The organism is Pseudarthrobacter sp. BIM B-2242 (genome assembly GCF_014764445.1).
GTDB lineage: Bacteria > Actinomycetota > Actinomycetes > Actinomycetales > Micrococcaceae > Arthrobacter > Arthrobacter luteus_A.
Genome location: NZ_CP061721.1, coordinates 4,298,232 through 4,325,140 on the forward strand (window position 1 = coordinate 4,298,232; position 26,909 = coordinate 4,325,140).

Annotated in this window: 31 protein-coding genes; 16 read left to right on the forward strand and 15 right to left on the reverse strand. The window is 65.0% G+C overall.

Features of this window, described 5'->3' with window-relative positions; all coding sequences use genetic code 11:
* Nucleotides 1–56: 56 nt before the first annotated feature.
* Nucleotides 57–257, reverse strand: a complete 201-nt coding sequence (locus IDT60_RS19855) for a hypothetical protein (protein WP_191080359.1) — start codon at nucleotides 255–257, stop codon at nucleotides 57–59.
* 347 nt (nucleotides 258–604) lie between these two features.
* Here IDT60_RS19855 and IDT60_RS19860 point away from each other — a divergent pair, with 347 nt between their 5' ends.
* From IDT60_RS19860 to IDT60_RS19885, 6 genes are all read left to right on the forward strand, one after another.
* Complete coding sequence (locus tag IDT60_RS19860; RefSeq protein ID WP_223883821.1) at nucleotides 605–1,303, forward strand: LPXTG cell wall anchor domain-containing protein; 699 nt, start codon at nucleotides 605–607, stop codon at nucleotides 1,301–1,303.
* A gap of 123 nt (nucleotides 1,304–1,426) precedes the next feature.
* Nucleotides 1,427–2,233: a class F sortase gene (locus IDT60_RS19865; protein ID WP_223883822.1), complete on the forward strand. Its 807-nt coding sequence runs from the start codon at nucleotides 1,427–1,429 to the stop codon at nucleotides 2,231–2,233.
* A 65-nt stretch (nucleotides 2,234–2,298) separates the two neighbouring features.
* Entirely contained in the window at nucleotides 2,299–2,817 is a 519-nt protein-coding gene (locus tag IDT60_RS19870; RefSeq protein WP_164203883.1) for a universal stress protein, read from the forward strand.
* Nucleotides 2,818–3,092: 275 nt separating this feature from the next.
* Nucleotides 3,093–3,440, forward strand: a complete 348-nt coding sequence (locus IDT60_RS19875) for a metal-sensitive transcriptional regulator (protein ID WP_191080360.1) — start codon at nucleotides 3,093–3,095, stop codon at nucleotides 3,438–3,440.
* A 74-nt stretch (nucleotides 3,441–3,514) separates the two neighbouring features.
* Nucleotides 3,515–3,745 carry a heavy-metal-associated domain-containing protein gene (locus IDT60_RS19880; RefSeq protein ID WP_191080361.1) on the forward strand — a complete coding sequence of 77 codons (231 nt, stop codon included), beginning with the start codon at nucleotides 3,515–3,517 and terminating at the stop codon, nucleotides 3,743–3,745.
* A 27-nt stretch (nucleotides 3,746–3,772) separates the two neighbouring features.
* Nucleotides 3,773–6,091, forward strand: a complete 2,319-nt coding sequence (locus IDT60_RS19885; RefSeq protein WP_191080362.1) for a cation-translocating P-type ATPase — start codon at nucleotides 3,773–3,775, stop codon at nucleotides 6,089–6,091.
* Between the two features lie 26 nt (nucleotides 6,092–6,117).
* Here IDT60_RS19885 and IDT60_RS19890 read toward each other — a convergent pair whose 3' ends face one another.
* A complete protein-coding gene (locus IDT60_RS19890; RefSeq protein ID WP_191080363.1) occupies nucleotides 6,118–6,390 on the reverse strand; it encodes a DUF2277 domain-containing protein in 273 nt (90 codons plus the stop codon).
* Nucleotides 6,391–6,603: 213 nt separating this feature from the next.
* On the opposite strand from IDT60_RS19890, the gene IDT60_RS19895 reads away from it, so the two are divergent.
* Nucleotides 6,604–6,867 (forward strand): WXG100 family type VII secretion target, encoded by a 264-nt coding sequence (locus IDT60_RS19895; protein ID WP_164201313.1) that lies wholly within the window; start codon nucleotides 6,604–6,606, stop codon nucleotides 6,865–6,867.
* Nucleotides 6,868–6,938: 71 nt separating this feature from the next.
* On the opposite strand, the gene IDT60_RS19900 is transcribed toward IDT60_RS19895, so the two are convergent.
* Nucleotides 6,939–7,952: a DMT family transporter gene (locus IDT60_RS19900; protein ID WP_191080364.1), complete on the reverse strand. Its 1,014-nt coding sequence runs from the start codon at nucleotides 7,950–7,952 to the stop codon at nucleotides 6,939–6,941.
* A 71-nt stretch (nucleotides 7,953–8,023) separates the two neighbouring features.
* Between IDT60_RS19900 and IDT60_RS19905 the strand changes: the two genes are divergently transcribed.
* A complete protein-coding gene (locus IDT60_RS19905) occupies nucleotides 8,024–8,569 on the forward strand; it encodes a CGNR zinc finger domain-containing protein (protein WP_191080365.1) in 546 nt (181 codons plus the stop codon).
* A gap of 86 nt (nucleotides 8,570–8,655) precedes the next feature.
* Here the strand turns inward: IDT60_RS19905 and IDT60_RS19910 are convergent, their stop codons facing one another.
* The 3 genes from IDT60_RS19910 to IDT60_RS19920 form a co-directional block, all read right to left on the reverse strand.
* Nucleotides 8,656–9,015, reverse strand: a complete 360-nt coding sequence (locus tag IDT60_RS19910; RefSeq protein ID WP_191080366.1) for a hypothetical protein — start codon at nucleotides 9,013–9,015, stop codon at nucleotides 8,656–8,658.
* 104 nt (nucleotides 9,016–9,119) lie between these two features.
* Nucleotides 9,120–9,710 carry a hypothetical protein gene (locus IDT60_RS19915; RefSeq protein WP_191080367.1) on the reverse strand — a complete coding sequence of 197 codons (591 nt, stop codon included), beginning with the start codon at nucleotides 9,708–9,710 and terminating at the stop codon, nucleotides 9,120–9,122.
* Between the two features lie 25 nt (nucleotides 9,711–9,735).
* Nucleotides 9,736–11,085: an MATE family efflux transporter gene (locus IDT60_RS19920; protein WP_223883823.1), complete on the reverse strand. Its 1,350-nt coding sequence runs from the start codon at nucleotides 11,083–11,085 to the stop codon at nucleotides 9,736–9,738.
* 138 nt (nucleotides 11,086–11,223) lie between these two features.
* Here IDT60_RS19920 and IDT60_RS19925 point away from each other — a divergent pair, with 138 nt between their 5' ends.
* On the forward strand, nucleotides 11,224–11,658 hold the full coding sequence (locus tag IDT60_RS19925; RefSeq protein WP_191080368.1) for a DoxX family protein: 435 nt from the start codon (nucleotides 11,224–11,226) through the stop codon (nucleotides 11,656–11,658).
* 135 nt (nucleotides 11,659–11,793) lie between these two features.
* Here IDT60_RS19925 and aztD read toward each other — a convergent pair whose 3' ends face one another.
* On the reverse strand, nucleotides 11,794–13,104 hold the full coding sequence (gene aztD / locus IDT60_RS19930; RefSeq protein WP_191080369.1) for a zinc metallochaperone AztD: 1,311 nt from the start codon (nucleotides 13,102–13,104) through the stop codon (nucleotides 11,794–11,796).
* 81 nt (nucleotides 13,105–13,185) lie between these two features.
* Between aztD and IDT60_RS19935 the strand changes: the two genes are divergently transcribed.
* Complete coding sequence (locus IDT60_RS19935) at nucleotides 13,186–14,154, forward strand: acyl-CoA thioesterase (RefSeq protein WP_191080370.1); 969 nt, start codon at nucleotides 13,186–13,188, stop codon at nucleotides 14,152–14,154.
* 28 nt (nucleotides 14,155–14,182) lie between these two features.
* On the opposite strand, the gene dnaB is transcribed toward IDT60_RS19935, so the two are convergent.
* Nucleotides 14,183–15,565 carry a replicative DNA helicase gene (gene dnaB / locus IDT60_RS19940; RefSeq protein ID WP_164203859.1) on the reverse strand — a complete coding sequence of 461 codons (1,383 nt, stop codon included), beginning with the start codon at nucleotides 15,563–15,565 and terminating at the stop codon, nucleotides 14,183–14,185.
* Nucleotides 15,566–16,234: 669 nt separating this feature from the next.
* Here dnaB and IDT60_RS19945 point away from each other — a divergent pair.
* Both IDT60_RS19945 and IDT60_RS19950 read left to right on the forward strand, forming a co-directional pair.
* Nucleotides 16,235–16,690: a hypothetical protein gene (locus IDT60_RS19945; RefSeq protein ID WP_164203857.1), complete on the forward strand. Its 456-nt coding sequence runs from the start codon at nucleotides 16,235–16,237 to the stop codon at nucleotides 16,688–16,690.
* A 2-nt stretch (nucleotides 16,691–16,692) separates the two neighbouring features.
* Complete coding sequence (locus IDT60_RS19950; RefSeq protein WP_164203855.1) at nucleotides 16,693–17,265, forward strand: hypothetical protein; 573 nt, start codon at nucleotides 16,693–16,695, stop codon at nucleotides 17,263–17,265.
* Nucleotides 17,266–17,278: 13 nt separating this feature from the next.
* Here the strand turns inward: IDT60_RS19950 and IDT60_RS19955 are convergent, their stop codons facing one another.
* From IDT60_RS19955 to IDT60_RS19965, 3 genes are all read right to left on the reverse strand, one after another.
* On the reverse strand, nucleotides 17,279–17,653 hold the full coding sequence (locus IDT60_RS19955) for a zf-TFIIB domain-containing protein (protein ID WP_164203853.1): 375 nt from the start codon (nucleotides 17,651–17,653) through the stop codon (nucleotides 17,279–17,281).
* A gap of 47 nt (nucleotides 17,654–17,700) precedes the next feature.
* Nucleotides 17,701–18,330, reverse strand: a complete 630-nt coding sequence (locus IDT60_RS19960) for a CE1759 family FMN reductase (RefSeq protein WP_191082043.1) — start codon at nucleotides 18,328–18,330, stop codon at nucleotides 17,701–17,703.
* 100 nt (nucleotides 18,331–18,430) lie between these two features.
* A complete protein-coding gene (locus tag IDT60_RS19965; RefSeq protein ID WP_191080371.1) occupies nucleotides 18,431–19,291 on the reverse strand; it encodes a PhzF family phenazine biosynthesis protein in 861 nt (286 codons plus the stop codon).
* Nucleotides 19,292–19,373: 82 nt separating this feature from the next.
* Between IDT60_RS19965 and IDT60_RS19970 the strand changes: the two genes are divergently transcribed.
* Complete coding sequence (locus IDT60_RS19970; protein WP_191080372.1) at nucleotides 19,374–19,796, forward strand: DUF1801 domain-containing protein; 423 nt, start codon at nucleotides 19,374–19,376, stop codon at nucleotides 19,794–19,796.
* 101 nt (nucleotides 19,797–19,897) lie between these two features.
* Here the strand turns inward: IDT60_RS19970 and rplI are convergent, their stop codons facing one another.
* The 4 genes from rplI to rpsF all read right to left on the reverse strand — a co-directional run bounded on the left by rplI (nucleotide 19,898) and on the right by rpsF (nucleotide 21,692).
* Nucleotides 19,898–20,350: a 50S ribosomal protein L9 gene (gene rplI, locus IDT60_RS19975; RefSeq protein ID WP_056341694.1), complete on the reverse strand. Its 453-nt coding sequence runs from the start codon at nucleotides 20,348–20,350 to the stop codon at nucleotides 19,898–19,900.
* Nucleotides 20,351–20,367: 17 nt separating this feature from the next.
* Complete coding sequence (gene rpsR, locus IDT60_RS19980) at nucleotides 20,368–20,607, reverse strand: 30S ribosomal protein S18 (RefSeq protein ID WP_003800144.1); 240 nt, start codon at nucleotides 20,605–20,607, stop codon at nucleotides 20,368–20,370.
* A gap of 127 nt (nucleotides 20,608–20,734) precedes the next feature.
* Nucleotides 20,735–21,313: a single-stranded DNA-binding protein gene (locus IDT60_RS19985; protein WP_131132000.1), complete on the reverse strand. Its 579-nt coding sequence runs from the start codon at nucleotides 21,311–21,313 to the stop codon at nucleotides 20,735–20,737.
* A 73-nt stretch (nucleotides 21,314–21,386) separates the two neighbouring features.
* Complete coding sequence (rpsF, locus tag IDT60_RS19990) at nucleotides 21,387–21,692, reverse strand: 30S ribosomal protein S6 (protein WP_013602900.1); 306 nt, start codon at nucleotides 21,690–21,692, stop codon at nucleotides 21,387–21,389.
* A 536-nt stretch (nucleotides 21,693–22,228) separates the two neighbouring features.
* Here rpsF and IDT60_RS19995 point away from each other — a divergent pair.
* From IDT60_RS19995 to IDT60_RS20005, 3 genes are all read left to right on the forward strand, one after another.
* Nucleotides 22,229–24,919 (forward strand): LuxR family transcriptional regulator, encoded by a 2,691-nt coding sequence (locus IDT60_RS19995; protein WP_191080373.1) that lies wholly within the window; start codon nucleotides 22,229–22,231, stop codon nucleotides 24,917–24,919.
* Nucleotides 24,920–25,041: 122 nt separating this feature from the next.
* Nucleotides 25,042–26,208, forward strand: coding sequence for a DegT/DnrJ/EryC1/StrS aminotransferase family protein (locus tag IDT60_RS20000; RefSeq protein ID WP_191080374.1), 1,167 nt, complete (start codon nucleotides 25,042–25,044; stop codon nucleotides 26,206–26,208).
* On the forward strand, nucleotides 26,205–26,864 hold the full coding sequence (locus IDT60_RS20005) for an acetyltransferase (RefSeq protein ID WP_164203844.1): 660 nt from the start codon (nucleotides 26,205–26,207) through the stop codon (nucleotides 26,862–26,864). The genes IDT60_RS20000 and IDT60_RS20005 overlap by 4 nt, the downstream gene beginning before the upstream one ends.
* The last annotated feature ends 45 nt before the right edge of the window (nucleotides 26,865–26,909 follow it).

Consider the following 26,909-nt stretch of genomic DNA (forward strand, 5'->3'; position numbering starts at 1 on the left):
GAGGCCGCAACGGTTTTTTCGGCTATGTGGGGCCAGGCCCGCCAGGCGGGGACGGCTCAGTCAACGAATTCGGACTGGGTCTCGATGAAGTCCCAGTCTGCCTCGGTGAGGACGGCGACGGGAGTATCGGGGTGCGGCCCCCCTGCCTCGGCAATGCCCTGCAGCACGTTCAGCGGAAGTTCCGTCGCGCGGAGGTTCTCCCGCAGCCATTCCTTACTGTCCAGGTCCAGGTCCAGCCACCACATGTAGATTTCCATGCCCGTCACGCACCTTTCGTATGATTCAACGTTAGGCGCGGGCAGGGTGGCATTCAAGGGCGCCGGCTGTCACTTCGCCCTCGGCCGCTGTGAGGTCCGGGGTACACTGCCATGCCCCCTGCATGTCTTTCCGGTCCGCGTACCCTTCCGGGAGTTGAGTTCCACATTTGCGTAGGAACAAGTATCGTCGCAGGTCAAACGCAGCGAAAGACGAGTACCTGCTACTCGCGACCCCTACCGGCCACGCCCCTAGCCTGAAATAGCAAGCAAGCTGACCGTGCTGGGGCGTGAGCAAACTGCCGCTCCCCCTCGCCATGGTCCGTTTCAAACAGACTGGGGAGAACACCATGAAACGAGCCATACCAATCTTGGGGGTCGCGGGGCTGGCATTGCTCTGCGTCTCCGCACCGGCCTACGCAGGGGATGACAAGCACGGGGATACAGACGGGAACCTGGGGAAGGTCATCGTCTGCCACATGACCGGCAGTGCGGGCAACCCGTATGTTGCCACCCCCGTTAGCCTTAATGCTTTGGGCAACCACAGGCTGGAGACCGGGGACATTGTTCCCCCCAATCCGGTCCTGAAGGGCGGGCACAACTGGGCTGCCGGAATGGCCGATTACTACAAATACTGTGTGACGCCGCCACCGCCCGTCGATGAGGAACCCGGTGAAGAAGAACCCCCGGGCGAAGAAGAACCCCCGGGTGAGGAGCAGCCGCCGGTGGAGGAACCTCCCGGTGAGGAACAGCCCCCGCCGGTTGAGGAGGAACAGCCACCAGTGGAAGAGGAGCAGCCGCCAGCGGTCGTTGAAACTCCGGCGGTCCAGGCCCCCGCGGGCCAGGTAGCTGCCCCTCAGAGTGCAGTTGTCCAGGCGCCGGCCGCAGCCGTCAGCCGTGGCACCAACCAGGGCTACAACGCACAAACGGCGGTAGGCGGAGCCGGGGACAGCACCACCTGGCTGGCTGGCTTGGGCCTCCTGCTGGGTGCAGGCGGCGTTGTTGCGGTCCGGCGCAGGTCACGTTCGGAATCGCCGACGGCGGGCTGACGCCCCCGGAGTACCGCCGACACCACTGAGGGCGTCCCGCCGAACCTGGGCGGGACGCCCTCAGCACACGGCCGCTTTCCACCACCGGCCATCCCACCAACCACCGCATACCAAGGGGGTATCGTGGCAAAGCCGTCCGGCAGGCATGTCCCCCGCAGGCGCCCCGTCGCCACCTCCGACGCCAGTCCCGCCCGGGGTTGGAGCCGCCTCCGGCTGAGGGGGACGCGCAGGGCCCGGGGATGGAACCGGGGAGACATCGCCATCCTCATCTGCGGGGTCCTCGGGTTCTTCTCGCTCACCTTTGGCGGCCCGCTGCTCCACGATATGAACACCGGCAACCACGGGACTGCCAGCGTCGCGGCGGCCGAAAGGCCGGCACTCCCCCTTGGCCCGCCGTCGTCCCTTCCCCTGCCGCCGGCCGTAACGGATCCGGAGGCGACGGCTGCCGCCACAGCGACGTCACCCGCAGCCGGACCCCCACTGCCCGACGCGTCCGCGCCGCTGCGCATCCTCTACCCCGGAGCGGCCATCGACACAGCGGTCCACCCGCTGGAACCCGACGGCGCCGCGGCGGCCAGCCGCACCGTGGTGCCGCCGTCCACCATGGACGGCTACTGGCTGACCCCGTTCGGAGTCCCTGGCAACGGCTCGGGCAACACCACGTACGTCATTGGACACAGCTGGGAAGACCGGGACGCGCCGTTCAACCACCTCAGTTCAAGCGCGGCCGCAGGCGACGAGTTCAACGTCATCACCGCTGCTGGAACCATCCGCTACCGCGTGGATACTGTCACCACGTACCTCAAGGACAGCCTCAAGGACAGCCCCATCTGGGAGATGGTGCCCAACCGCGTTGTGCTCATCAGCTGTTACACCGAAGATCCCTGGGGGAAAAACGTGGTGGTTTCGGCGTCCCCCGCCGGCCCGTAGCTCGCTGGCCCATAGCTGCCCGGCCGGCACTGTTCAAGGGCTTCGGACGGGCACAAAATGGGGTTATGACTCCAGAACGGTTCAGCGGCCCTGCCCCTCTCCTGGTGGGCGTGCTGCCCAATCAGCATCCCGAAGTGCTGACCACGGCAGCAAACCTGGCGGCCCGGCTGTCGGCGCCCCTGCTGTGCGCCTACGTTGACGAGGCCAGCTACCTGGTCGAATGGGATCCGGGCAAATCGGCGCACCGGCTGTCGCTCCACCCGGGCCAGGATGACGACGACGTCCGCGCGGTAACCAGCGGGCTTAGGGCAACCATCGAACAGGCTGTGGCCAACGCGGGGACGGGGAGCGCGCACGTGGAGTGGACCCTGCGCACTCTTGCTGGAGACCCGGCCCGCGCCCTCGCCCGGCTCGCTGCGGAAAGCAACGTCCCCATGATCATCGTGGGGACGTCGGAGCGGGGTTTGTCGCACCGGCTCTCGGAGATGCTCAATGGTTCGGTGGGGCTATGGCTGACCCATCATCAAAGCAGGCCGGTACTGGTTGTCCCTTACCGGAGGCCGGCCCACGAGGACCGGGAATAGGCTCCATCAGCCCTGCCGAAGGCTGATGAGCGGCCCCGGGATAATAAAGCGAAAGTAGTTATTCGAGGTGGTGGCGGACGGCCATACCGGCAAGTAAGCTAATTCAAGCAGAGAGATCCGGCTGTTAGCCGGTGACGAATCTGCCCAAAGACTGCTCCGGAGTGCGTATCCCCCAATAACGCACTCCGGAGCTTTTTTGTACCCGGAAAACGGCTCTCCATAATACCCCTAGGGGGTACTTGCCATGATACCCCATAGGGGTATAGGTTGGGTCTATGGAATCTCCCCCAGCAACCGTGGCCGGGCTCGAAGGCGCCGTCCCGGCCCCGTCGCCCGGCTACACAGCCAACAAAGATGCCTATCTTCGCAGGCTTAAGCGCATCGAGGGCCAGGTCCGCGGCATCGCCCGGATGGTTGACGAGGACAAGTACTGCATCGATATCCTGACCCAGGTCTCAGCGGTCACCAAGGCCCTTCACGCCGTCAGCCTCGGCCTTGTGGAAGAACATATAGGACACTGCGTGGTGGGCGCGGCCGCAGAACCCGATCCTGACCTCCGGGCGGAAGCCATTGACGTCAAGGTCAAGGAGGCAGCGGAGGCCATCGGCCGCCTCCTTCGCTGACGCGTCCGGCCTGCAGGCCCCCAAGACCCATTTCCCCAGCCGGCAACACGCCGGCGCATCCCCAAGGAGCCATCATGAGCACCATCACCACCACAGTCAGCGTGTCCGGCATGACCTGCGGCCACTGCGTTTCCTCGGTCACCGAGGAAATTGAGTCACTGGCAGGGGTTGAAGAGGTGGACATCGACCTCAACGCCGGCGGTATTTCCACCGTCACCATCACGTCCAGCCAGGAACTGTCCCCGGCGGAGATCGGCGAAGCCGTGGCCGAGGCCGGCTACCTGGTCGTAGCCAACAACGCCTAACCACATTCAAAAATCGAGGATCACAGCGTGAGCACCGAACACCTCCTGAACCCGGCTGCCAGCCGGGTGGTTGAGCTGGACATCGAGGGCATGACCTGCGCGTCCTGCGTCAACCGCGTGGAGCGCAAACTCGGCAAGCTCGACGGCGTGGAAGCCTCGGTGAATCTTCCCCTTGAGTCCGCCCACGTCACGGTTCCGGCCGGCATCACCGACCAGCAGATCGTGGACACGGTCAACGCCACGGGCTATAAGGCCACACTCCGCCAGTCCCACGCCGCCAGTCCCAGCACCCGCGAACACCCGGCCCGAGAACACCCGGCCCGCGAGGACCACGAAGATCACCTGCAGCACGGCGGCACGGCAGCCGAACTGAGGCCGCGGCTGATCGTGGCCGCAATCCTGACTGTGCCGGTGTTCCTGATTTCGATGGTCCCGGCACTGCAGTTCCCGAACTGGGGCTGGGTTGCGGGCCTACTAGCCCTTCCCGTGGTCAGCTGGGCCGCCTGGCCCTTCCACCACGCTGCGGCCGTCAACGCTCGCCATCTGGCGTCCACCATGGACACACTTGTCTCCATCGGTGTCGCGGCCGCCTACATTTTCAGCGTCTGGCAGCTGGCACTTGATCCGCGGATGACCGAGCACCCGGGCATGGAGGGAATGGAGACCGGCGGCCTGTATTTCGAAGTTGCCGCCGTGGTCACCACCTTCCTGCTGCTGGGCCGGTTCCTGGAGGCGAACGCCAAGCAGAAGGCAGGCGACGCACTCAAGGCCCTGCTGAATCTGGGTGCCAAGGACGCCACCGTCCTGCACAACGGATCCGAGCATAAGATCCCGGCCGATCAGCTCCGGGTAGGAGATGTTGTGGTGGTCCGCCCGGGCGAGAAGATCGCCACGGACGGCGTGGTGATCGACGGCACCTCCGCCGTCGATGCTTCCTTGCTGACGGGCGAATCCGTCCCGGTGGAAGTCGGACCCGAAAGCAAAGTCACCGGCGCCACGATCAACACCTCCGGCCGCCTGCTGGTCCGGGCCACAAGGGTGGGTTCCGAGACCACCCTTTCACAGATGGCCCGGCTGGTATCGCAGGCCCAAACCGGCAAGGCACCGATTGCGCGGCTCGCCGACCGGATCAGCGCCGTTTTTGTCCCGATCGTCCTCGCCATCGCGGTGCTGACCTTTGGGCTCTGGCTCGCCTTCAGCGGCCCGGTGATCACTCCGGCGGAGCTTCGCGCCGCGTTCACTGCCGCCGTTACGGTCCTGGTCATTGCCTGCCCCTGCGCACTGGGGCTTGCCACGCCGGTGGGCCTGCTCACCGGCACCGGCCGCGGAGCCCAGCTGGGCATCCTGATCAAAGGCCCGCAGGTCCTCGAAGACACCCGCACTGTGGACACCATCCTGCTCGACAAAACCGGCACCATCACCAGCGGAAAACTCGCGGTGGACCACACGCTGGCGTTTGACGGTTACCAGGGCGGGCATGTGTTGCGGCTGGCCGGCGCGGTGGAGGCCGCATCGGAGCATCCCATCGCGCACGCCATCGCGGCTGCCGCACAGACGGCAGAAACCGCGCACGACGACGGCGGCCGGCTTCCCGCCGTCGAACGCTTCCGGTCAGCACCGGGCGGCGGCGTCGCCGGAACCGTGGAAGGACGCGTCATCCTCGCGGGCCGGACCGGCTGGCTCAACGAAAACGGCATCAGCATTTCCCCGGCGCAGCAGGAGGCGCTGGCCAGGGCGGAGGCGACCGGGGCCACCGCCATCTGGGTGGCAGTGGACGGGACCCCCGCCGGGATCATCAGCCTGCGGGACACCGTTAAACCCGGATCGGCAGCCGCCATCGAACGGTTGAAGAAGCTGGGACTGCGGCCCATTCTGCTGACCGGGGACAACGCCGCAGTGGCCACCCAGGTGGCGGCCGCCGTCGGAATCGCCCCGGCCGACGTTTACGCCGGTGTGCTGCCCGCCGGAAAAGTCGAGGCCGTCCGGAAACTCCAGGCCGGCGGTGCCACCGTAGCCATGGCGGGGGACGGCGTAAACGACGCCGCGGCGCTGGCTAAGGCCGACCTTGGCATCGCCATGGGCTCAGGCACGGACGTGGCCATTGAGGCGGCGGACCTCACGGTAATGGGCGACGACCTTGGCCAGGTGGCCCAGGCCATCGAGCTGTCACGCCGGACGCTGGCCACCATCAAAACCAACCTGTTCTGGGCGTTCTTCTATAACGCCATCGGCATTCCGGTGGCAGCCCTGGGCCTCCTGAATCCCATGCTTGCCGGTGCTGCGATGGCCGCGAGTTCGGTCCTGGTGGTGGCCAACTCGCTGCGGCTGCGAAGCTTCGGTAAATAGGCGCGACCGGCCCAACCAGGGATTGCTCAGGCGGTGCCGAAACGGACTGCGGCCCGGGCCTTCGCCTTGGCCGCCTCTTCGTCCCGGTCCTTGGCGGGCGCGTGAGCCACCAGCGAGTCAAGCAGGTGCTGGGTGATGTGGGCGATCTCGTGCACGGCCTCTTCGAAGGCGTCCTCGTTCGCCTTGGACGGCTTGGTGCTGCCACTGATCTTGCGGACGTACTGCAGGGCGGCGGCATGCACCTCCTCGGAGGTGGCGTGCGGTTCGTAGTTGTGGAGGGTTCGAATATTCCGGCACATACCGCCATGCTAGGCTCTGGAACGCCTGGAATCGACCCTTGCCTTACGCTTTTTGGGGGTGCCCGCTTATGGGGAGTGGTGCATGGGCAGCGGTGCCCATCGACAGTGTTTTGGGGCCGGGATAGGTTCTAGGTAATGGATCTTCCGGATGAGCCGGGGGCCGCTGGGGATGCCGATCTGGATCGGATCCAACGAACACATGAGGAGAAACTGATGGCTATTTGGGGCGCAGATGTAGAGCAGCTCAGGACTCTTGGCACGAAGCTGCAGGCCGGTGCTTCGGAGATCGAGCAGCAGCGGACCAACCTGTCCCGCCTGCTGGACAGCACCACCTGGGAAGGCCCGGACGCGAAGCACTTCCGCAGCGAATGGTCCGGCACGCACACCAGTGCACTGAACCAGGTCATCCAGGCGCTGAAGGATGCCGGCACCAAGGCAACCAAGAACGCCAACGAGCAGGACCAGGCTTCACGCTAACCACCGCATGAACCGAGGGCCCGGACACAGCAAAGTGTCCGGGCCCTCGGCCATTTAAGGCGCGTCGGCACTCAGGGGACGGGTTCGACGTCGTTCGAGTGATCCAGTTGCTCCACCGTCCCGGCGGGTACGGCCTCGGGGGCAGCGGCAGCGGTGCGCAGTTCGTCCAGGCGCACGAGGACCACGCCGCCAACGATCAGCAACCCGCCGATCAGCTGGATGGCGCCGGGCAGCTCACCCAGCAGCAGCCAGGCCCAAATGACGGCGAACAGCACCTCGGTCAGTGACACGAAGGACGCCACCTTGGAGCCGAGTGCGCGCGCGGCCATGACCCCGGAAACGTAGGCAAGGACTGTCGCCAGGATGACCAGTCCGGCCAGGGCAACCCACCATGGCGCGATCCAGGCACCGAGCCGGGTGTCCGCTGTAGTAAATGCCATGGGAAGCAGGCCTGTCGCTGCCGAGAGCCACATAACAGCGGCCCCCACCATGAGCCCGGCTGACGCAAGGACGATGGGCGGCAGGGAATCGTTCTTCTTTGCGGTGATGAAGAAATAGATGGCCAGGCAAACCGCGGCAGCCAATCCCCACAGGACCCCGACGACGTCGATTTTGACGGCGCCGGTGAGGTCCAGCACCAGGACCAGGCCGGCCAGGGACAGCAGGGTTCCCGCAATGGTCGGAACGCGGGGCCGTTTGCGGCTGGCAGCCCACAGCCACAGCACAATCAGTACGGGGGCCAGATACTCCAGCAACAGCGCCACGCCCACCGAGAGCCGCTCCACAGCGTTGAAGTAGAAGAGCTGGCACGCGGCCACGCCGATCAGTCCGAAAAGGCCGATGGTGACCCAGTTGTCCCGCAGCTGATGCCACCGCCCCCGCAGTGCCAGGATGGCCGGGATGGCAAGGATCAGCGCAGCGCCGCTCAGCCGGGCCGTGACGGCCGCGCCCGGCGACCAGCCACTCTCCAGGAGTGCTTTGGCAAATGAGCCGGACAGGCCGAAGACGGCCGAAGAAAACAACGCGACACCCAGGCCGGAACCAAGGATTCCCCGCGCTGTTGCGGGATTGAGGGCGGCTGACACCGTCGCCTCCTGTCAGGAGTAAAGTGGGGTATTGGTCCTGACACTACGCTTGGACTAAGTAAGGAGTCAAGATGGTCTTTGCCCCTGACACTGAGGTTGCCCTGCGCACGGTGGTCAATCTGATCAACACGGCCGCGAACGGGCGGGAAGCGCTGGCCACCGTGGCTGACCTGGACCACTTCACCGAAGCGGAACGGTTCAGCGGGTCCCGGACGCGCGACGCGGCGGAACTGGACGGCGTCCACGCGCTACGGAGCAGATTGGCAGCGCTGTGGACCGCTGACGAGGACACCGCGGTGGCCACGGTCAACCAGTTGCTGCGGGACGCCAACGCCCTCCCACAGCTCATAAAGCACGACGGGTGGGACTGGCATCTGCACGCCACCACGATGGAAGCGCCCCTGGCAGACCGGATGAGCACCGAAGCAGCCATGGCACTCGTGGATGTCATCCGTAGCAAGGAAATGGACCGGCTGCTGGTGTGTGAGGCGAGTGACTGCGACGCGGTGCTGCTGGACCTCAGCCGCAACCGGTCGAAACGGTACTGCGATACGGGGAACTGCGCCAACCGCGCACACGTGGCGGCCTATCGTGCGAGGCAGGCTGCCGTGCGATAGGAGTTTGCTAGCAGGCGCTGGTTCGCTAAGGGCGGGACCCTAGGGGCGACGGGCGGCCCGGACCGGGTTGCCCGGACCGTCAGCGGCTACGGGTTGCCCGGGCCGTCAGCGTCGGAGGCACCCGAAGTGCTGCCCGGCTGGCCGTGGCCACCGAACCCGTGGGACGGCTTCTTGGCCGAGCTGAGGTTCACTCCGGAGCCCTTGCCCAGGTACTCGGCGTTTTCCTTGTGGCTCATCGAGAGCATGGCCGCGATCACCAGCGTGACGATAAACGCGATGCCGGCGCCGGTGAAGGCAAGATCGAACCGGGGGGCACGGGAACTGCCGCCGGAGGCGAAAATCAGCACTGAACCGAAGGTGAGGACGGCCCAGAACGCGGAGAACATCAGCGGCCCCTTCACCGAGGTCCGCAGCTTGCGCGGTTTGCCTGGTTTCTGGTCTGCCACGATAATTCCTCTCCTATCAGCCGGGCCGGATGGGCCTGCTGGTTTGAATGTGTGCGGTTGTCCGCCCGGGTTTTCTACGCAGGGTAGAAACGTTTGCTTCTAGTTTACGGCTTCGCGGAGGCAGTCCGGGCATCGTGCCGCAGCGTCAGCCCCGACAGGACCCACAGCACACCGGAGATGATGGCCCCGCCGCCGGCGACGCCGAGCAGCGCATGGGCTCCCAGGCTGATGAAAAAGGGGAGAATGGCCGCCGTGCCGAGGCCAATGGTGCCCGATGCCAGCCAATCGCGGGCCAGCAGGTGCCGGCCCCGGTACCGGATACCGCAGTAAAGCTCCACCGCTCCCAGTAGCGCGAGGCCCACGGTCGCCACTGTTCCGAAGACCATGTCTCCATGCAGCAGGACCAGCGCAGCGCCCGCACCCGTCAGTCCGGCCCCGGCCGCGGAAAGGATCTTGCCCGGCATTCCGTCCCGCGGAAAGCCCGCCAAGGGGATACCCCACAGCAAAACAAGCCCGGTGGCCAGCAGGTACAGGCCGCCGGCCCAGCCCATGACCTGGATGGACGGCGCGGGCCAGAAAATCGTTACGGCTCCGAAGGCGAGTGCAGCCAGGGCACGGAGCAGTACCGGCTTCCACAGATCAGCCCGCTGGGCGGTGCCGGCGGCTGTGTTTGCGGGTGTCAGTGGTGGGTTCACCGGTCCAGTTTAGTGGCCGCGGATGCTATGGCGAACCCAGCACCATCCAGCGGTCCGTCCGGGCGCGGAGCCCAAGCGTCACGGCGCGGGCAGCCATGTAGGCCACGGCGAAGGCGGCCCACAGCCACCCAAGCCCTGCGGTTCCGGATACTCCCGAGGCTGCCACGGCCGCCAGCAGCGGGGCGTACACGGCAAGGTTGGCCACGCCGGCCAGCGCCAGGTACCTGGCGTCGCCGGCTCCGATCAGCACGCCGTCGAGGACAAAAACGTACCCGGCCAGCGGCTGGCCCGCCGCCAGGATCCACACCGCATACATCAGGGCCGACCGGACACCGGCGTCGGACGTGAACAGCGCCCCCGCCCACGGCGCAGCAATGGCGAGCAGTGCCCCGGTAACCACCCCGAATCCGAGGCCCCAGCGGATCATCGTCCGGGTCAGGAGCCGCGCCTTGGCGGGGTGGGATGCCCCCAGTTCCTTGCCGATCAAGGCCTGCGCGGCGATTGCCAGGGCATCGAGGGCAAAGGCAAGAAAGGAGAAAATGGTCATGGCCAGCTGGTGCGCGGCCAGGTTCACGGCCCCCTGGCCGGTGACAACAAGAACCGTGGCCAGGATCGCGATGCGCAGGCTCAGCGTGCGGAGCATCAGCCATGACCCGACGCGCGTCATGGTCCGGATTCCCCTCCAGCTTGGCAGCAGGCTCACTCCGTGCCGGACGGCATTCCGCTGAACCATGACCAGATAGACAGCAGCCATGGCCCATTGCGCCACGCTGGTGCCGATCGCCGAGCCGGCCACCGACCAGCCCAGGCCGTAGACCAGCCACAGATTGAGCAGAATATTCAGGGTGAAGCCGGCCGTGGCCACCACCAGCGGCGTCCTGGTGTCCTGCAGGCCGCGAAGGACACCCGTGCCGGCAAAAATCAGCAGCATGGCCACCAGCCCGGGCATTGACCAGCGGAGATAGTCCACCGCGAAGGCACGCACGTCGCCCTCGGCACCCATCAGGGTCACCAGCGGTTCGGCGGCCCAGAACCCGGCCACCGCAAGGACAAGCCCCAGCAGCAGCGCCAGCCAGACGCCGTCGCGCCCTGCAGCGAGGGCCTTGCCCAACTGGCCGTGGCCCATGGCGCGGGCCACTGCGGGAGTCGTGGAGTAAGCCAGGAAGACCATCAGGCCGACGGCGGTGTGCAGCACGGCGGAGGCGAGCCCCACTCCTGCCAGCTGGGCAACGCCCAGGTGCCCCACAATGGCAGAATCCGCCAGCAGGAAGAGCGGTTCGGCGATCAGCGCGCCGAAAGCCGGCACAGCCAGGCGCAGAATGTCGCGGGTATTGCTGGCGGGACGTTCTACGGCGGGGGCGGATTGGTGCGGCACAGGGCCAGCCTAACGGGGTCCACCGGCATCCGCGCCCGGCGTTACGCCACAGACTTCATGACTCCCCGCTTCATGACAAAGGACACAAAACATCATAATTAGTTGACACTTCAACCAATTCCACGGGACACTTGAAGCATGAACCAGTCACGCCTCACCACCGCCGCCCTGACCATCCTCCGCGTTGCCCTTGGCTTCCTCTTCGCCGCCCACGGGTTCCAGAAGTTCAACGAATGGACCATCGCCGGCACCCAGGCCGCCTTCACCCAGATGGGCGTGCCCGCTGCCAACCTGACCGCACCGCTGGTGGCAGGCCTCGAACTCGTCGGCGGCATCGCCCTCATCCTGGGCGTGCTCACCCGCGTTGTCGCCGCCCTGCTGGCCGTCAACATGATCGGCGCGCTCTTCCTGGTGCACGCCGCAGCCGGCGTCTTTGCCGACAAGGGCGGATACGAGCTTGTCCTGCTCCTCGGCGCAGCCGCCCTGGCCCTCGCCCTGACCGGCGCCGGACGCGTTTCCGTGGACCGCGCCCTCTTCGGCCGCATGAACAACAACCTGGCAGTACTCGCCTAACCCAATCCCCCTCAGACGCTCTCTCACTTACTGCGGGAAAACCGGCAACGCTCTCTCACTTTCTTGAAGAAAGTGAGAGAGCGTTCCGCGTTTAAGCACATTAAGTGAGAGAGCGTCGATGGGGAGAGGGAACGGTCAGCCCGTGACGCCGGTCATTTCGTTCGGCGCGTGCGTCTGCTCAGCGCTTTTGACCACCTTGCCCGTCTTCAGGTCCACGGCGTGGATGCTGGAGGTAGCCGGTTCGGTGACATAGGCCCGCGAACCCAGGACAAACAGCGTAGGCCGCGGGTCCTGCCAGACCTCAGGCTCCTCCCAGGCTCCCACTACGGGGATTTTGGCAGTGACTGCGCCCGTGAGCGGGTCAATAACATGCAGGGCGCCGTCCGTTCCCAGCACCAGCGCCTCCCCTGCCGGACCGCGGCCCAGTGAGCGGAAGGAGTAGCTGACGCCAAGATCCACCAGCTTGAGCTCGCCGGTGTCAGTGTTGACCAATGAAACCCGGGTGGGCCGCTCGAGCTCGGCATCCCGGTCCACCTTGTAGTCCCCCAGGATCACCGGGGAGGCAGCACTGCCGGCCTGGTTACCCATCCGGCCGTAAGCATCCGGACTTGCCACCTTGGTAAAGACCCCGGCGCGATAGACCAGCATGCCGTCCTCGCAGCCCACCACCACCGTGTCCGCGCCAGCCACCGCCTCGCCATGGACGCCGGGGCAGTCCTCGTTCCGCAGGAGCTCGGCGCGGTCCTGTCCGTCGCCGGCCGCCGGGGCACCCAGCAGCGCCATGCCGGAGCGGCCCTCGGCGTTGCCCAGCGTAACCAGCAACTCGCCGCCCTGCAGCCCGATGGCCACGCCATGGTGGGCTTCCGGTGTGATGTACGTGCTTGTGGAAGGCAGGCCGGCGGCCAGGCCGTCCGTCAGTGCGGCGGGGTCAAAGATATCGACCCTGCCCGAGCCGTCACTGAACAGGACTGTCTGATCAGCGTGGTTAACCACATGGCCCGCCTTGCTGGCATCGAAGGCCCGGTCCCTCATCCGCGGTTCACCGGCATAGGAATGTCCATGGTCTCCGTGGGCTTCCGTCCATACGCCCGCGTCGAGGATCCGGAAGGCATCCCCGGTGGCCACCAGGACATGGCGGCCGTCGCCGGCGGGGCTCACCCTGTTGAAGCCGGCCAAGGGCAGCTCCCCCACGGCTTCGAGCGTCTTGGCGTCCAGGACGGAGATGCCTTCGTCGTGGGTCAGGACAAGGCGCGGCGCGCGGCCGGGCGTCTCCTTGGCCTCGACGGCTTCTTCACTGCCGGTGGCAGAGGCGGACGCCTGGGCCGCCCCGGATCCGGGGGCACCCGTGCCGCAACCGGCCAGGGCCAAAGCTGTCACGGCGAGCAAGGCCGGCAGGAGGAGTGCCGGGCGGTGGGCCCGGCTATGGGAAGGAGGAGTTATCAGCATGGCTTAATGATAGTGATTATCATTAGCGTAGCAAATCGGCGTTACCGCTAAGTAACCCTTTTCCCTCAGTAAGATCGCAGCATGACTGAGACCGCCGCCAATTCCGTGACCCTCCGATTCCTGGCAGCGCCCATGGATGTGGGCCACAGCGGCTCTGTTGATGCGGGCACTGTCCTCGAGTGGGTGGACAAGGCTGCGTACGCCGCCGCCGTGGGCTGGGCCAAGTCATATTGCGTGACGGCTTACGTGGGCAACATCCACTTCGCGGACCCGGTGAACATTGGCGACATGGTGGAGGTGGAAGCCACCATCGTCTACACGGGACGCTCCTCGATGCATATCCGCACCGTTGTGTCATCCGGTGATCCGAAAGGCGGCGGGGCCACGATGCGCAGCCAGTGCATGGTGATCTTTGTGGCGGTGGGCGACGACGGCAAACCCGTGCCGGTGAGGCAGTTCGAACCGGTGACTCCGGCCGAAATTGAAGAGCGCGACCATGCCTTGGCGCGGATCAGGATCCGCGAGCAGATCGTCGAAGCCATGAGCGCCCAGGAATATACCGACGCCGGGACGGCCGAACGAGTGACGCTGCGGTTTATGGCCGCCCCTACGGACGTGAACTGGGGCGGGAAAGTGCACGGCGGCATCGTGATGAAGTGGATCGACGAGGCGGCCTATGTGTGCGCGTCACGTTACTGCGGGAAGGACACCGTCGCGGTATTTTCCGGCGGCGTCCGCTTCTACCGGCCATTGCTGATCGGCCACGTGGTGGAAGTCGAAGCCAGGCTGGTCTACACCGGGACCAAAGGCATGCACATTGCCGTACACGTCCGCTCCGGGGACCCCAGGGGCAGGGAACTGAACCTCACCACGTATTGCCTCACCGTAATGGTGGCACGCGACGCCGACGGCAACTCAGTGCCCGTCCCAACCTGGGTGCCGGTGACGGACGAGGACAAACGCCTGCACGCCCATGCGCGCGAACTGCTGGAGATCCGCGGGACCGCGCCGGGGAACCGGCTGCCCAACCACCTGCTGCAGCAGGGCTGAGCCGGCCGGCTCAGCCCCCGAGGGCCGCTTAGAAACCTCCGCCGCCGGCGTCGGCCGCCATGTTGGCGAACCGCGAGTAGTGGCCCTGGAATGCGACCACGATGTCCTTCGTGGGGCCGTTACGGTGCTTGGCGATCAGGATGTCCGCTTCACCGGCTCGCGGCGACTCCTTGTCGTACACATCCTCGCGGTGCAGCAGGATGACCATGTCCGCGTCCTGCTCGATGGAGCCGGACTCGCGAAGGTCGGAGACCATGGGCCGCTTGTCCTGGCGCTGCTCGGAGCCACGGTTCAGCTGCGACAGGGCAATGACCGGGACCTGGAGCTCCTTGGCCAGGAGCTTGAGCGCGCGGGAGAACTCGGAAACTTCCTGCTGGCGCGACTCCACTTTCTTGCCGGAGCTCATGAGCTGCAGGTAGTCCAGGATGACCAGCTTGAGGTCATGCTGCTGTTTGAGGCGCCGGCATTTGGCCCTGATCTCCATGAGCGACATGTTGGGGCTGTCATCGATGAACAGCGGGGCATCATTCATCCGGCCCATGGTGGTGGCGATCTTGGACCACTGCTCGTCCTTGATGGTGCCTTTGCGAAGGTCCTGGAGGCCGATGGTCGCCTCGGCGGACAGGAGGCGCATCGCAATTTCGTTCCGGCCCATTTCGAGCGAGAACATCACAGTGGCCAGGTTGTTCTTGATCGCCGCCGAGCGGGCGAAATCCAAGGCAAACGTGGACTTGCCAACGGCCGGGCGGGCTGCGATGACAATCATCTGACCCGGGTGGAGCCCGTGGGTGAGCTCATCCAGCTCATAGAATCCCGTGGGCACCCCGGTCATGCCTTCCTCCCGGTGTCCGGACGCTTCGATCTCGTCCACCGTGGATTCCATGACGTCCTTGAGGAGCACATAATCCTCGGCGGTGCGCCGCTCAGCCACGGCGTAGACCTCGGCCTGCGCCTGGTTGACCAGGTCCTCCACTTCGCCGTCGGAACCGTAGCCCAGCTGGACGATCTTGGTACCGGCGTTGACCAGGCGGCGCAGGACGGCACGCTCGGCCACAATCTCGGCGTAGTAGCCGGCGTTGGCGGCCGTCGGAACCGTCTGGATGAGCTCGTGAAGGTAGGCGGGGCCACCGATCCTGTTGATTTCCGCCCGCTTGGTCAGTTCATCTGAGACGGTCACGGCGTCCGCCGGCTCACCTCGGCCATAGAGATCGAGGATGGCTTCATAGATGGTCTCGTGTGCGGGACGGTAGAAATCCTGGCCGCGGAGGATTTCCACAACATCGGCGATGGCGTCCTTTGACAGCATCATGCCGCCGAGGACGGACTGTTCCGCCGGAATATCCTGCGGAGGTTTTCGGCTGCCTTCCGAACTGCGGGTGCCCTCGAGCGAGTCCAGGTGCGTTACTGACAAAGCTGCCGTCCTCCGTTGTGCCGCTGACGCGGCGGGTAAGCCATTTATCCTGCCGGGGACCGTCCTGTGGAGCTTCCACAGAGCGGCGTACATTAAGGTCTACCAGTGGCCACTGACAACCAGGACCGGCCGGGCTGAACGGGTCAGCGCGGCGCGCGCGGGAGTTATCCCCACTATCCACAAGTTATCCACAGAAGATGCCGGCAGTGCCAAGAACCAAGGCCTGCGCGGTGGTCCCACCCGTCGGCGGCGGCGTTCCCTCGCTCCCCAAAAACAGGTATTCCGCAACGGTAGCCGTCCCCGCCCCAGCCTCCAAGCCAGCAGTCACCGCAGCCTGTGGATAACCTGTGCACTACACGGCGTAGCTTGTGCACAGCCTGTGCATGACCCTGTGGATACAAAAAAACTTTGACGTGAGACAGAGGTCTGACCTGCGCAAACGTCCTTCTGGTATGTGGACGGGATTTTTTTATGTGAAACCTTCATCCACAGCTTGCAGCGGGACGCTGTTGATACGGGGGCGTATTGAGAGGCCTTGGAGCGTGGTCCGTGCAGGCCTGATGATGAACCTCACACCAGCTGCTGAGGTTTTGACCGTGCGGCCAAAGCACTGTATGGAACGCGGGTAAATGTGCTGTGGATAACGCCCATCTGGCATAAGCTCTAAGCATGGGCGACATACTGATGGTGCTACTGCCGGCCGGAATCCTGGTGGCAGTTCTGTGGACGCTCGCAACAGCGCTAAGGCCACGCGATTCCGGGACCTCGGATGCTGAAAAGTACCAGCAGGACCTCGCCAGGCGCTCCGCTGAACACTACGCCGAGCAGGTGCGGGTGGCTACGGCAGTGCGCGCCCGCCTCGAAGCCAGTACGCGGCCAAGCCAGAACGAGCAACAGCAGTCCCAGCAGGAAGCCCACGCCCGCGCCGCACAACACGGACAGGCTGGGCCGCACAACGGCATGTACGGATTTTCCGCACTCCCGGGCGGGCAGCTGAATCCGCAGCTTGCGATGCAGCTGCAGACGATGGCGCGGGACGGGCACAAAATCCAAGCCATAAAACTCCTGCGCCAAGCAACCCACACAGACCTGGCCACCGCCAAGAAGTACATAGATCGGCTTTAGAAATGGAATCGCTCGTGATCCCCGTCATCATCCTTGCGGTCGTGGCCGCCGGAGTAGCACTGGCAGCCCGTGCGTTCAGCAAACGTCAGGCCACGGCGCACCAGGCGGGAGCCGCCCCTGCTCCGGACGCGGCTGAGCTGGCCCGGGTGGCAGCCGGCAAGCTCAGTGAGGACCAGCACCGCAGGCTGTACGCCCTGATCGCGCAGGGGCAGGCCATGGCTGCCATCAAGTTCTACTACGAGTCCACAGGGGACGGACTTCGGGCCGCCAGGGACGCCGTGGGCGCCCTGGCCGCCCACCCGCAGCCTTACCGGAGCCCGGACGCCGCACCCGCAGACGTGGAGCCGGACGACGACGACACGCCCCAGCGGTTCCCGTACCGCTACCGTGCCATCGCCAGCAAGGGCGATGTGACGCGTGAGGTCAGCAGCAACATGCTCAACGATGAGATCTACGGACGGATCCGGACGCTGGCGCGCAGTGGCGACGTCGAGGGTGCGGCGACTGCCCTGACCAAGCACTCAGATATTTCGCTTAAGCAGGCCCGGGAGTTCATCGCCCTCCTGGACGATTAGCAGCTCCGGGCGGTCAGAAGTCGAACAGGTCGCCCAGCCAGCCTTCCTTCTTCTTGGGACGCCGCCGGTCATAATCGCGGTCATAGCCCTGTTTGCCGTATTTCCGGTCATCATATTTCCGGTCGTCATGGCGGGGCTGGTCGTACCGCGGCTGCTCGCGGCGCGGTTCAAAGTTCGGATACAAGGGCGGCGGAACAGGAGCCGGGGCCGCGGCCGCAGTGCGGGGTGGGGTTGAAGCGCTGCCGCCCATTGCCTCGTTGGCGCGGTCGATGATCTTGTCCAGCTCACCGCGGTCCAGCCAGACGCCGCGGCACTGCGGGCAATAATCGATCTCCACGCCGCTGCGTTCGCTCATGATCAGGTCAATTGAATCCACAGGACATTTCATGTCCCGGTCAACGACCGGGAGCCCCGATTAGTTCGGGAAGCGCTATTTCAGGACCGTGCGCCCGAGATGCCGGCGAGGAGCTGTTCAAACGGCAGGGACTCCGCCACGGCAGGCTTCCGGCCGGGCTGCGCACCCTCCAGGAGCGCGGCGAACTCTGCCGCTGCCCGCTGCACCCTTTCCGAAAGGGGCGAGCCGCCGTCGTCCGTGTTTCCCCAATCCTGGGGGCCGGCGAAAACGGCGGTCGCGGCGATCCGCGTTCGCAGGTATGTGAACAGCGGACGCATGGCGAAGTCCAGCACCATCTGGTGGCGGTCCGTGCCGCCGGTGGCGCCCAGCAGGACAGCCTTGCCTTCCAGGGACTTCGGGTCCAGGACGTCGATAAAGGATTTGAAGAGGCCGCTGTAGGACGCACTGAACACCGGGGTGACGGCGATGATGCCATCGGATGCCTCCACGCCGGATATGACGTCAGCCAGCCGCGGGCCGGCGTAGCCGGTCACGAAGTTGTTTGCGATGTCCACGGCGAGGTCCCGGAGTTCGACGACGTCCACGCGCACCTGATAGCCGGCGTCGGCAAGCTGGTGCTCTGCGGCAGCGGCGAGCTGGTCGGCGAGCAGCCTGCTCGAGGACGGGACGCCCAGGCCGGCGGACAATACGGTGATGCGGCGGGTTTCCACCATGGACTCCTCAGATCGGTACAGTTTCATACTACATGTGTTTGCATGTACTGAGGTAACAGGGCTGCTTCCGCATTTATTCCGGGATTCATCCACGGGGCTAGAGCAGCACATCTCCGCTGATGCAGGTGGTGGACCTGCCGCCTACCCAGATGTCGCCGTCCACGGCCTCTACCCGGACGCGTCCCGCCCGGCCCAGCATGGTGCCCTGCGCTGCGGTGTACGACGACGGCGCACGGCGGCTGCCGATCAGCCACTGCGCTGCGCCGGCGTTGAAGCTGCCCGTGACGGGGTCCTCGGCCGCGGCGTCACCCGGGATGAAGGTCCGCACCTCGAAGTCAGCCTCAGCGTCAGCATCGTGGGGACCGATCACACCAACCTTTAGGTCCCCCATGGCGGCAAGATCCGGTCTGATGGCTAGCACCTGCGCGGCGGACGCCAGCAGTACGCCGATCCAGCCGGGCCCGTTGACCAGCCAGGAGGCGTCCAGCAGCGCCTGCCGGGGCACGCGCAGGCCCGCCGCGATGCGTGCCAGGTCCGCCTCGGCCACGGGCCCGGAGCGCGTCAGGGGCGGCGCTGCGAAAGCCAGCTGCCCGCCGTCGCGCTTCACCCGGACCAGGCCTGCCGCACATTCCTGGACCAGGACGCCCTCACGCTTCGGGACACCGCCCCCCTCCAGCCAGACATGCGCCGACCCCAGGGTGGGATGGCCAGCGAACGGGAACTCCTCGTGGGCGGTGAAGATGCGGACGCGGTAGTCGGCATCGGGGTGGGTGGGCGGCAGGAGGAAGGTGGTCTCCGACAGGTTGGTCCAGTTGGCAAACTGCTGCATCTGTTCCGTGCTGAGGTCTTCGGCATCGGCAACCACCGCGAGGGGGTTGCCGCGGTACGGCTCGTCCGTGAACACGTCCACCTGGGTGAACGGACGACGGCGGCGGGCAGGGGCAAGGTTCCGGGTCACCGCCGCAGGCTATCACCTGGGTGGGACGAGCCACCGGGGCGGCGCGACTGACAAGCGGCGTTGGCTCTGCCAGACTTCCGTCATGGCTGAAAACAAGACCCAGGCAACCGGCGCGTCAGTGGAGGAATTCCTGGCCGCAGTGGAACACCCGGTCAGGCACCGTGACGGGCTGCGGCTGCTTAAGCTGATGCGGGACATCACCGGCGAAGAGCCCGAGATGTGGGGCCCTACCATCGTGGGCTTCGGGCAGTACCACTACAAGTACGGGAGCGGCAGGGAAGGGGACGCGGCCGCGGTGGGCTTTTCGCCCCGGAAGGCCAGCCTCTCGCTCTACGGGCTGACCTACGGGCCCGAGGCTGCGGACCTGCTGCCCCGGCTCGGAAAGCATAAGACCGGCGCAGGATGCCTGTACGTGAACAAGCTGGAGGACGTCGACGAAGCCGTACTGGCCGAGCTGATCAGGGCAGGCTTCCGGCATGTGACCACGGTCCTCCAAAGTCCGTGACATCCCGTCCCAAACACAGCAAAGAAGAAACAGAAAACCCCCGCCGCCGGAATCCGGCAACGGGGGTTTTCGTGCAGTTCAGGACTGCGTAGCCGTGAAGACTACTTGCCTGCTACTACGTTGAGTTCGATCACAGCGGCAACGTCAGCGTGGAGGCGGACGTTGGCCTGGTAGGAACCAACCGACTTGATGTGTGCCGGCAGTTCAACCTTGCGCTTGTCGATCTTGCCAAGGCCAGCGGCCTCAACAGCGTCGGCTACGTCGGCCTGCTTGACCGTGCCGAACAGGCGTCCGGTCTCGCCAGCCTTGACGACGAGCTTGACCGGCTTCGCGGAGAGTGCAGCGGCCTGCTTCTGAGCATCTTCCAGGGAAGCGTGCTCGCGGGCGGCACGGGCAGTCTTGATGGACTCAACCTGCTTCTCGCCACCCTTCGACCAGGTCAGAGCGAAGTTGCGGGGCAGCAGGTAGTTACGTGCGTAACCGTCCTTGACCTCGACAACGTCGCCAGCAGCACCGAGACCGGTTACTTCGTGGGTCAGAATGAGCTTTGCCATGTTAGTTAATCCCTTCCTTAGCCGCGGCCAGCGCCGGAGTAAGGCAGCAGAGCAACTTCGCGGGCGTTCTTGATTGCCTGGGCGATCTTGCGCTGTTCCTGCACCGTGACGCCAGTGACGCGACGGGCGCGGATCTTTCCGCGGTCGGAGATGAACTTGCGCAGCAATGCTACGTCCTTGTAGTCGATGACAGTGATGTCAGCGGCCTTCAAGGGGTTGGACTTTGGTTTGGGCTTACGGAGTTCAGCCTTAGCCATCGTGGAGCTCCTATTCTATGGAGCCCGTGGATGTTGATCCACGGGATGGTGGTGGTCCGACGGCGGCAGTCACCTGGTGCCTTGCGGCATCTTCGGCGGTCCCGGCGTCGGGCCTTAATTTGGTGGTTTAGAAGGGAGGTTCGGAATCGGGGCCGTTGCCCCAGCCGCCTGCGTTGGAGACACCGGGCGTTGCCCAGGGATCCTCCTGTGCAGCCTGCTGGTTGCCGCCACCGAAGCCTCCGCCGGAGTTGCCGCCCTGGTTTCCACCAGAGTTGCCGCCTCCGAAGCCACCGCCGCTGTTGCCGCCGCCGAAGCCACCCTGACCACCCTGACCGCCGGAGCGCTGGGTGCGGTTGACCTTGGCATTGGCATAGCGCAGGCTCGGGCCGATTTCATCGACTTCGAGCTCGATAACGGTGCGCTTTTCGCCTTCTTTTGTTTCGTAGGAACGGCTCTTCAAGCGGCCGGAAACGATAACGCGCATGCCCTTGGTGAGGGATTCGGCGACGTTCTCGGCTGCTTCCCGCCATACCGCTGCGCGGAGGAACAGGGTTTCCCCGTCCTTCCACTCATTGGACTGGCGGTCAAAGGTGCGTGGGGTGGAAGCGATGGTGAAGTTCGCTACTGCCGAACCTGACGGTGTGAACCGCAATTCCGGGTCATTGGTGAGGTTACCGATGACCGTAATGGTGGTCTCGCCTGCCATCTACTGCCTCCTTGTTCGATCCTGGGTGAAGAATTCGATCCTGCGGGGTGAAGAATGAAAATCGGAGCTGAAATTACTCAGCAACAACCTTCTGCTCTTCGGGGCGGGTGATCTTGGTGCGCATGATGGTCTCGTTAAGAGACAGCTGGCGGTCAAGTTCCTTGGCGGTTTCCGGCTTGGCGGTGAAGTTCACCACGGCGTAGATACCTTCGGACTTCTTCTTGATTTCGTAAGCCAGTCGACGACGGCCCCAGATGTCAACCTTTTCGATGGTTCCACCATCGTTGGTGATGACATTCAGGAACTTCTGAAGCGACGGCTCAACGGTACGCTCTTCGACCTCGGGGTCGATGATTACCATCAATTCGTAAGGACGCATATGTGAACCCACCTCCTTTGGGCTAAGCGGTTACGGCATTTCCGTAACAGGAGGTTCATTTGCGATGCCATGCATGCCCGGCCAACGGAACGAAGGCAGGGCGCAGCACAGACTTCAATATCTTAGTGCATTTGGACCGGATAGGCGATTCGCGCTTGACTCGAGGCTATGCCGCGCTTATCCGGCCCGGAAGCCGGGGAATCTCCTATGTGGATAACACTGAGTAGTCTCCAGGGACATCACTCAGGCGGTCCCCGGCCATTGTTCCGGGGACCGTGGGGGCCGGGAACCGCCTCCGTACACCGGCCGCAAGCAAGTGCTGCGGGGGCCGAAAAGTGAGTACCGGAAGGGCTCAATTTCGCTGGTGCAGGGCAGGCGTGGCGGCTATATTTGCACCCATCGGCTGGGTACCGTACTGAACGCGGTGACGCGTACAGCGTTTGCTCGAACGGTCATTCACGTGGCCGCAGGGGCACGGTTGTATTTGATCCGCCACGCTAGAAGAACAGGTCTCCTTCATCGATGAACGGGGACCCATGTACTTGACAGGTCGGACCAGCGAGTTGGACCGGATCCGGTCAGTGATCGGAGCTTCCAAGGAGTCCGCCCTGTCGATTGTGGCTCGGCGGGGAGCGGGCAAATCAGCGCTGCTGTCCCAGATCCCGCGCCTGTCCGACTATCGGACCGTCTTTCTGCAGGCAAACGCGGCTGAGGCCGACTGGCCATTTTCCGGTCTCACAGCGCTTCTCAACGGTATCGATGATCCCATCCTGAGCCGGTTTACAGACCAACTGTTGCGCACCTCGACGGCGGACATGAATGTTTCCACCGTTTCCACCATGCTGCTCGACGGACTCCACAAGCGCTCATCTGGACGGACCGTCATTGTGGTTGATGATGCCGACCAGCTGGATGCGAGCACTCAGGCCGTCCTCGGATTCCTCTCGCGCCGCTTGGCCGGAACGGACATTGCCCTGTTCACCAGTGTGCGAGAGCAAGGGCCGGGCAGCCCGTTCCACAGCATCCCCGCCCTGCACCTCTCGGCCCTGGACTACAAGGACACCGTCCGCATGCTTGAGTCTTTTCCGGCCAGGCAGACCGCGACAGCGGCGATCCATGCGGTAGCAGCAGCCAGCCAGGGAAACCTGGCCGCCGCCGTCGAGCTCTACACCGGCCTGCTGGAACGGCAAGCGGAGGGAACGTGGGCCTTCCCTATTCCCCTGGCCTGCAGAAGCAGTTTTGACTCCGAATATGCCACTGCAGTGGGATCGCTTGGTGCGGCAGCGCGGCAGGTACTGAACCTCCTGTCTCTCTCCCGCCGGAGCGACATCGCCACTTTGGAAAAGGTCTGTGGCGAGCTTTGGCCAGGCCTGGATGAGCTGCTGGGAAACGGCCTGGCCAGCCAGTCCGGGCCCCACGTGAGGATTCCGGACCAGCTGCTGCGGGGCTACGTTTATTCCGCTATGCCGCCCGCCGCCCGGACCGCCGGGCACCGCACACTCGCAGAAGCGGCGGGGGCCGACGACCCTTATGCCCAGCGATGGCACCAGAGCTTCAGCGCGCCGGAGCGCGAGACGCCTTTAGGACTCCTCCGGTTCGCGGTTGACCTGATCCGCACCGGCGAAGTCCCGTTTGCCTTGGAGTACATCGAGCGTGCGCTCACTGTCGGCCCCTGCGGGGCGGAGTCCGCGGTCCGGCTGGCCACTGCGGCCGAACTCCTGTTCAACAGGGGGGAATTCGTCTTCGCCAGGCGGTACCTGGAATGGGCACAACGGGTGACATGCAACCCGGCCCTGGTTCTGCGCCTGGCCGGACTCGGCTTTGAGCTCCAGTTCATGCAGGGCACCTCCGTGAGACCCAGCATGGTCCTGCGCCTGGTGAAAGAGTTCGGGCAGCATGATCCCGCGTATTCGGCCAGACTACTGGCTGTCGGTTCCCTGTATTACGCCGAGCGTTGGGAGCTGGACGATGCCCTCACGCTGCTGCAGCACGTGCAGGAATTCCGGGACGCCGCGTCCAGCGACTGCCTTGCCATGGCAGACTGCGCCGCCCGGCTCGTTGACGCGATCCGGGGTAAATCCGTACATCTTCCACGCACCAGGGAAGCCGCCGGCACCACGCTGGCCACCGTACTGGTGGAGGGCCGCGCTCTCACCTACGCCGAGCACCATGGCGCGGCCCATGAGGCGCACGCGATCGTGCGGAGCTCCGGTGAGGCCGTCGACCTCAATTGGCGACAAACCGCCGCGCACTTTGCCGTGGACAACGAAATCAGGGCGGGAAACGTCCGGCGGGCCATCCTGCTCATCGACCGCCTGGAGCATTCCGACCCCGAAACAAAGTACCACCGGGGGATGCGGCACATCTTCCGGGTGTGGCGCGCCCATTCACTGGGCGATGAGGCCCTTGCCCAGAGGTTTTTTGCCGAGGCCCAGCATTTCGTGAGCGAGGCCAGCCATCCTGCCGTCACGGCTCAGTTGGCCGCCTGCCAAGGGCAGTTCGCATTGATGCGCGGCGACCTGGCCGAGGCTTTCGCCCAGTTGTCACGGGCGGCCGAGATCGGCACCGTCTTCGCCAACCCCACGCTTCTCCGCAGCGAAGCTGACCTGGTGGAGGTTCTCATCCGGCTCGGGCGGCACAGCGAAGCCATCCGGGTCTTTGGCCGGCTGGAGAGCCGTTCCATAGGGCGACGATCATCGTGGCTGATGACAGCTACGGCGCGCAGCCGCGCCATGCTGTCCGACGGGGAGGAGTCGCTGCGGCTGTTCAACGCGGCACTGGAGAGCAGCGGCTCCCAGGAGTCGCTGCTTGAGCGCGCCAGGACCCTGCTCTGCTACGCGGAACGGCTCAGCGCCTTCGGACGGCTCGGTGAAGGCCGGGAGGGCCTGTTGCAGGCGAAGGTCCTGTTCGATGAATGCGGGGCTGATGCCTGGACACAGCGCGTCGATTCCCTCCTTCTCGACGAACGGATCAGGCCTGCCGGTGTGCCTGCGAATCCGGCCATGCTGATGCTCACCGACCACGAACGCTCTCTTGCCCAGATGGTTGCCCGTGGCATGCGAAACAAGGAAATTGCGGGCACTCTCTTCGTCTCCGTCCGGACTGTGGAAGTTCGCCTCACCAGCATCTACCGCAAGCTCGGCGTGGAGTCCCGCGCACAACTGTCCGCCTTGGCATCCGGGAAGATGGCCGCCACCCGGGAACCGTACGTCCTGCCTCTTCTGTGACCGCCAACGAAACTCCCACCATTTTTCCATCCACTCAGCCCAGGACTTTCCCGTAAGAAGGGCCAATTGAGGACCACCTTTTCAGCACACGAGATGACCGCGACCAAGAAAGTTGGTGCCCCATGACGGCGGAGATCGTCCTTGCCCGGATCAGCCTCGTGAAGCCGTGGTTCGGGGATGAGGAAGCCACGGCCCTGGCCGAAGTGGTTGCCTCCGGCCACGTAGGGAAGGGGCCCAAGGTCAAGGAGTTCGAGGCCGGTTTCAGTGCCGCGCAGGACTTGCGCTATGCCATTGCAACATCCAGTTGCACGGCTGCGCTTCACCTTGCGCTCGTGGCTGCGGGCATAGGTCCGGGTGACGACGTGGTGGTTCCGTCGCTGTCCTTCATAGCCACCGCCAACGCAGTAACCTACGTAGGCGCGCGGCCGGTGTTCTGCGACGTCGATCCGGCCACGGGTAACGTCACGGCCGAGACCATTCATGCGGCGCTCACACTGGATACCCGTGCCGTCCTTGTTGTTGACCAGTGCGGCGTGCCGGTGGACCTTGATCCCATCCGGGAACTCTGTGACCGCCACGAGATCACCGTGATCGAGGATGCCGCGGCCGCTGTTGGTTCCCTTTACAAGGGCCGGCCTGTCGGCAGCGGCGCGGACCTGACCGTCTGGTCTTTCCACTCCAACAACGTCATCACCACAGGTGAGGGGGGCATGCTCACCACACACCGGGCGGATTGGGCGGCGCGGGCCCGTATGCTCCGGGAGCATTCCAAAGGCCCCACCCCGACCGACGGGCACGAGTCGGTCAAGCCCCGCCCGGATGTCTATCTGGAGATCGGATTCAACTATCTGATGACGGACCTGCAGGCCGCGGTGGGGGTCGTACAGCTGCGCCGGCTTGCGCAGGTGGTGTCCCGGCGACGCGAGATCGCCGCGATGTATGCTGCCGGACTGACCGGACTGAAGGGCCTGCGCCTGGTGGCAGACCCGCCCTACGGCACCACCAACTTCCAGTCCTTCTGGGTTGAGGTCCTGCCCGGTTTCGCCACCAGCCGCGAAGGGCTGCTCTCCCGTCTTTCCGACGCCGGCATCTCGGCCACCCGTGGCATCATGGCGGCCCACCGGCAACCGGCTTACCGTTGGCGTGACACCGGCGGCGCGCGGCTGCAGCACACAGAACGGCTGACTGACAGCACAGTCATCCTTCCGATGTTTCACGAGCTGGATACGGTCAGCATCAAGCGCATTATCAACACTATCCAGACCGCCGGCGACTGGAGTGGCAGGTGAGTGAACTTATCCTGATTGCCGCCAGCGGGCTGGCCCGGGAAGTCTTGGCGATGGTGCGGAGCAGCGGTCAATACGACGTCGTAGGGCTGCTTGATGATGACAAGGAAATGGCAGGACTAACCGTGGACGGTGCGCCGGTCCTCGGAACCATCGACGACGCCCCCGCCTACTTGCACGCCTTCGTCCTGGTCTGTCTCAACTCCGGCAAATCACGTGAAAAAGTGGTGGAGCGGCTCACGGCCCTGGGACTCCACGAGGCGCGGTACGCGACTGCGATAGATCCGTCTGTGGAGTGCCCGGAGGGGTGCCGGATTGGCCGGGGCAGCATCCTCATGCGCAATGTGACGCTGACAGCCTCCGTCACGCTCGGCTCACATGTGGTGGCGATGCCGTCCGTAACGTTCACGCACGACGACGACGTGGCGGACTTCGCGACGTTCGACGCCGGGGTATCGCTGGGCGGCGGAGTCCGGATTGGCCGGTCAGCCTACCTGGGGATGAATTCCAGTGTCCGCGAAGGGACATCGGTGGGAGCCTACGCGACCGTGGGCATGGGTGCTGCGGTCCTCAGCAACGTGCCTGACGGCGAAACCTGGGTCGGCGTCCCGGCCCGCGGAATTGACCACGAACCCTCCCGTTACGGGCAGGGTCGCTGAGGTTGCCCCGGTCGGGGGCCACGGAGCCGGTAACCCGGCAGGAGC